Source organism: Prauserella muralis, from assembly GCF_003202285.1.
GTDB classification, from domain to species: domain Bacteria; phylum Actinomycetota; class Actinomycetes; order Mycobacteriales; family Pseudonocardiaceae; genus Prauserella_B; species Prauserella_B muralis.
Genome location: NZ_MASW01000013.1, coordinates 1 through 5061, shown reverse-complemented (window position 1 = coordinate 5061; position 5061 = coordinate 1). Strand labels below are relative to the sequence as shown.

Below are 5061 nucleotides of genomic sequence, written 5' to 3'. Positions count from 1 at the left end.
CTAGCTCGGATCACCGACGGCGGCCTGTGCCACGGTTGGGCCGGGCTGTACCAAACCGTCTGGCGATCGGCCCAGGACGCTGGAACATCCGCGTTTGACGAATACCTTCCGCCTCTGGCCGCGCACCTGGGTCAACACACTCGCCACGGGCCAGTGGCGAAGCGCGGCTTCCTCGAAGGCACAGCAGGAACAGCTCTTGCCCTGCATACCGCCGTGTACAACACCACGCCGACTTCGGGATGGGACGCATGTCTACTCATCGACTGACACCGCGAGAGGTAGAACTGCGAAGCAGTGATGCCGACGAGTCCGCGGTTGCGCAGGGCGCGGAGTACGGGGTTCTTCTGGTACTGGCCGGGGCTTCCTTGAATGAAGCCGCAGCAGCCATTCACGTCGAACCCGCGGACCTGGCCGAGGCCGTCGAGGTCTATCGGAAAGCTGGACGACACGCCCTCGAACGGCAGGCAGCTTCGGACTGGTGGCAGATCTACATCGAGTTCATCGATTGGAGCACGGCCGAACAGTCAGCAGCCGACACCATCGCGCCGCTGTTGCACCGAGCTGGAGAGGACGGCCTCGTCACGAAGTGGTGGTTCATGAGGAAACACCCCTGCTGGCGACTACGGATTCACCCAGGGCGGGACGGACACGCGATGCGGGACCATCTCGGGGCCGCACTCGATGAACTCGCAGCCGACGACCGCATTGCCCAATGGTGGCCCGGCACCTATGAGGCCGAGATGCAAGCTTTTGGTAACTGGACGGGCATGGAGGCTGCCCACGATCTATTCTATGAGGACAGCCGCGCCGTCATGCACCTTGCTCACAACGGCGGCGGCGGGCTGGGCCGACGCGAACTGTCGCTGCTGCTGTGCAACACCCTGATGCGCGCGGCGGGACTGGAGTGGTACGAGCAGGGCGACGTCTGGCACCGGATCGCTCAGGAACGCCCACTGCCAGAGGATGTCTCTGCCGCGAATCTGACCGCCATGGCCAGCGATCTCAAACAGTTGTTGCTCGCGAACACAGCTCCTGGCGGGCCGCTGCTACGCGCAGAAGGTCCCCTGGCCTCATCCGCAGACTGGGCCAGCGCCTTCCGACAGGCCGGCCGGACCCTGGGGTCCGCGGCCCGTACGGGGACGCTGCAGCGCGGCCTTCGTGAGGTTCTGAGCTACCTGATCATCTTCCACTGGAACCGCCTTGGGTTGCCAGCTCGAACACAGAGCATTCTCGCGTGGGCGACGCGCACCGTCATCCTTGGTCTGCCCGGACATGTGCCGCCCAACCCGACATTGAGTGGTGGACCTACCTCTGGGACAACAGCACCGCCATTGGCGGCCCGAGCGAACGAAGGCGTAGCCGAACGAGCACTGGCCCGATTTCCGCTTGTGTCGCAGCGCCGCTTTCCCTGTCCTGATCTGGAAACCCAGGTGCGCAACGTGCGCGAGTGCGCAAACTCCTGCCAGGAGTCAACCACTGTCGAAGAGCGGATGAACCGCGCCTGCACCGTCTGGAATCTGTCCGCGCGCATCGCGGCCGAATGCGGTATGCCCGACGTCGCCATCAGCCTATGTCGACGACAGTTCCGAATTTTCCGAGCAGCGTCACCACTGTCGGCCGGTTCTGCCATCGCTTCGCTCCAGCCAGTGGTGAACCTCGCCCGACTGACCAGGCGGGCAGGTGACAACCAAGGCGCCTACCGCGAGCTCGAAGCGATCAACCACGCCGTCCGTAATGGTGGTGCGGCCGTGATCCACGGTGACTTGGTCGACTTCGACGGCCTAATCGCGGACCGCTCGTCCGAAGTAGACAACTGGCTTCGGCAGGTTATGCGTGAGGATGGAACCCGCGCGCTTGTCGCAGCCGGCCAGTGGACGAACGCCGCAGCGCATGCCGAGAAGTACGACGAAACCAGAAATCAGTTCCGCGAAGCCCGCCAGACACGCGCCATCGCTCTTGCCCTTAACGGGAAAGCCAACTTGGCGCTCAAACTTATCGACAACACCGCCAAAAGCGATGCTTGGGAGTACGCCGGGGCAGCGTGCCTGCGCAGCTACCTGCTTCTTCAGGAGCGCAGCATCGGTGCAGGTGACGTGATAGGCATGCTTAACGATGTTCGGCATGTCTGCGGGGCATCGCACCGACCCACGGGGTTATTCCGGATCCGGCTCGGGTTGACCGCGGCAGACCTTGCTGTTGCGGCACAAGGAGATGCAGGGCTTCTCTGCGCCGAGCTGATCGAGAAGGCTGAACGATCGGCAGATGCATTCATGGCGCGCGAGGTGCTGGCACACCCAGAATGCCAAACGCTGGCTACACCCAAGCAGAGCGAAACCTTGGGCCTGCTCGTCGAGCGAGCAGGTTTTGACTCGGGGCAGGTCCCCGCGGTGGTGATGGACGACCTCATGTCATCCGTACACACTGCCGAAACCGTCCTGATCGCGAATCTCGGCGTCACAGCCAGCCGACTGGGGCCGATCCGTGACTGAACCTGAACACGGTCTAGATCGAGGGCTTGCCTTGCCACACACCTCCACCGTACCGACCGGTCTGCTCGACGAGCTGCGCAATTTCTATCGGCGTGAACCGAGCCTGCTCGCCGACGACCTTCCGGGCCTGCGGCTCCTTTGACCGGGGTCGGAACAATCGTGTCTTCGCCTGGGACGGCCCGGACTGCGAGGTCTGCCTCAAGCTGTACCGCACCGACAAACGCGACCGCGCGGCTTGCGAGTAACAGGCCCTCGCACATGTCGCGGCCTGCGGAGTCACCGCTGCTCCACAGCCGCTGTGACACAACCCCGACCCCGAACTGCCTGCAGTCGCGATGACCATTTTCGCCGGTCGGCCGGTGCCCGACCTCGCCGAGTCCACCACCGCACTTTGGGCCATGGTCGCGATTCTCGACCAACTCCGGGAGAGCCCACTCGGACCGTTCGCTGACACGCCGCGCGTCGATTCACCCGCAAATTACAAGAATCGGGTCACCGAGGTCTGGCCGGGCCAGCTCGACGAGTGCGAGGACGAGCCGCTTACCGCTGACATGCAATTGATGCTCGGCCCCTGGTACGAACGAGGCGACACCGCGGTGCTCGCCGATCGGCGCCGAGGATCGTTTCTCGCGGCGACTCTAACCTGTTCAACTGGCTCTGGGGCGAGCCGAACGTCCACGTCGTCGACTGGGAGTTCATCGGTCACAGCGACACCGTCTATGACGCCGCCGAGTTGGTCGAACACCTCAGCGCCCGCGTCATCGACGATGAGTGGCGAGTCGCGCTACTGCCGGACCACGGAATCGTCGACGACACGGCACGTCGCCGTTTTCTGGCCGCACAGCGAACCGTTGCGCTCAGCTTGCTGTGGAAGCGTGGAGACAAGCGAGCCGATGATGTCGAGTTTCAGGTCAAGTGGGTCCGTGAGCTGATGAACAGCAGCTTCCTGTGACACACCTGGCTTCAGTGTCGCCTCATGTGCGCTATCCCGACGGGCCAGTGCCGTGAACGCCCTGCCAATCCCGCGCTTGCCGCCCAGCCCGCTGTTCAGTGCCTCGACCTCGGCAGGTTGCCGTTCCCCGCGCCAGACACCCGAGTACGAGGCACTGACCGAATACTTGCCATGTGTGGGTGAGCTCGACGCCCCCAGGTGTGATGTGACGGCCAACGCCAAGAGTGTCGAGGATGAGCAGGCGGCAGCTGCCATCGCTGCACGACCTCAGCCCCACCCCAGCCTTGACCTCCTCGCTCGAGTCCTACAGGGCCTAAGAGAACTGTGATCAGAGCCAGCGCCGTCCCTCGATGCTTGGAGTGTTCCCGCTTTTGTGGACGCGGGTTTAGGCCGCGATTTGGCTGATTTCTCTGAACCCTAGTTGGTATTCTTGGGGTGTCAAGTATCCGAGTGTCGAGTGTCGTCGTTGTGTGTTGTAGTAGTTTTCGATCCAGTCGAATGTTTCCTTGTTGAGGTGCGTGATCGTCGGCCAGGGGCGGGTGTGTATGAGTTCTTTCTTGTAGGTCGCGAAAAATGATTCCGAGACGGCGTTATCGAAGCAGGTTCCGGTGCGGCCGAGTGAACGGCGGATACCGTTGTTCACGCAGTATTCGGCGAAGATTGCGGCGGTGTATTGGGTGCCGCGGTCGCTGTGGAAGATGACCTCGTTGCCGGGGCGGCGGCGAGCGAGGGCCATGTCGAGGGCTGCGGTGACCAGTTCGGTGCGCAGGTGCCCGGCGAGGGCCCAGCCCACGACGGCGCGGGAGTGCAGGTCGATCACCGTGGCCAGATACGCCCAGCCGTCCCAGGTCCTGACGTAGGTGATATCCCCGCACCACCGACGGTCCGGGGCCGTGGCGGTGAAGTCCTGGCCGATCAGGTCCGGTGCCGAGACCGGTGCCTGACCTGGGGTGGTGGTGCGTTTCCAGGGCTTGGGGTGTCGTCCTTGCAGGCCGGCGTCGCGCATGAGACGCCAGACCCGCTTCGGTGAGGCCTGGTGCCCGAGCGTGACGAGCTCGGCGTGCACGCGCCGCACACCAGGGTTGCCGCGCAGCCGCTCATGGACCTGCTTGATGACGGCGAGCAGACCGGTGTCGGCGCGTTCCCGCGCGCTCGGGGAGCGGCCGCGCCAGGCGTAGTAGCCCGAGCGGGACACACCCAGCTCACGGCACATGAACTCGACCGGGAAGTCGTCGGTGCCCGCCCAGTCCGCGATCGCAGCGAATTTCACTGCTTGTCTTTCGCGAACCAGGTCGCTACTTTTTTTGCGAACTCGACCTGCATCTTCAGCTCGGCGTTCTCCGCCCGCAACCGCTCCAGCTCGGCGCGTTCGGAATCCTCCAGAGCTTTGTCCACCGAGTCGTCGGACTCCCTGGCCTTCTTCACCCATTTCCCTAACGTCATCTCGTGCACACCGATATTACGTGCGACCTCGACAATAGGCCGATGGTCATCGATGACGAAAGCTACCGCCTGTGCCTTGTACTCCTCGGTAAATCGACGGCGTGTTGAACCCATCCCTGTGCCTCCCGAAGGACCGGGCGACCCTCACCCCCGTGTCCACCGAACCGGGAACGGTCC

At 63.7% G+C, this 5061-nt stretch carries 5 protein-coding genes and 1 pseudogene; 3 read left to right on the top strand and 3 right to left on the bottom strand.

What is annotated here, in order from left to right; all coding sequences use genetic code 11:
* The 3 genes and pseudogenes from BAY60_RS35420 to BAY60_RS38675 all read left to right on the top strand — a co-directional run.
* On the top strand, positions 1 to 267 hold a 267-nt coding region (locus tag BAY60_RS35420; protein WP_281272782.1), incomplete at its 5' end, for a lanthionine synthetase LanC family protein.
* Positions 249 to 2489 carry a thiopeptide-type bacteriocin biosynthesis protein gene (locus BAY60_RS35415; protein ID WP_081685170.1) on the top strand — a complete coding sequence of 747 codons (2241 nt, stop codon included), beginning with the start codon at positions 249 to 251 and terminating at the stop codon, positions 2487 to 2489. The genes BAY60_RS35420 and BAY60_RS35415, both read left to right, overlap by 19 nt.
* Positions 2490 to 3045: 556 nt before the next feature.
* A pseudogene (locus tag BAY60_RS38675) lies at positions 3046 to 3264 on the top strand (hypothetical protein); the annotation flags it as partial.
* 9 nt (positions 3265 to 3273) lie between these two features.
* On the opposite strand, the gene BAY60_RS38220 reads toward BAY60_RS38675, so the two are convergent.
* The 3 genes from BAY60_RS38220 to BAY60_RS37695 form a co-directional block, all read right to left on the bottom strand.
* On the bottom strand, positions 3274 to 3696 hold the full coding sequence (locus BAY60_RS38220) for a hypothetical protein (RefSeq protein WP_245992961.1): 423 nt from the start codon (positions 3694 to 3696) through the stop codon (positions 3274 to 3276).
* A 130-nt stretch (positions 3697 to 3826) separates the two neighbouring features.
* Positions 3827 to 4711 carry an IS3 family transposase gene (locus BAY60_RS35405; RefSeq protein WP_211330571.1) on the bottom strand — a complete coding sequence of 295 codons (885 nt, stop codon included), beginning with the start codon at positions 4709 to 4711 and terminating at the stop codon, positions 3827 to 3829.
* Entirely contained in the window at positions 4708 to 4998 is a 291-nt protein-coding gene (locus BAY60_RS37695) for a transposase (protein WP_211330570.1), read from the bottom strand. Before BAY60_RS37695 ends, BAY60_RS35405 begins: the two co-directional genes overlap by 4 nt.
* Positions 4999 to 5061: the final 63 nt, after the last annotated feature.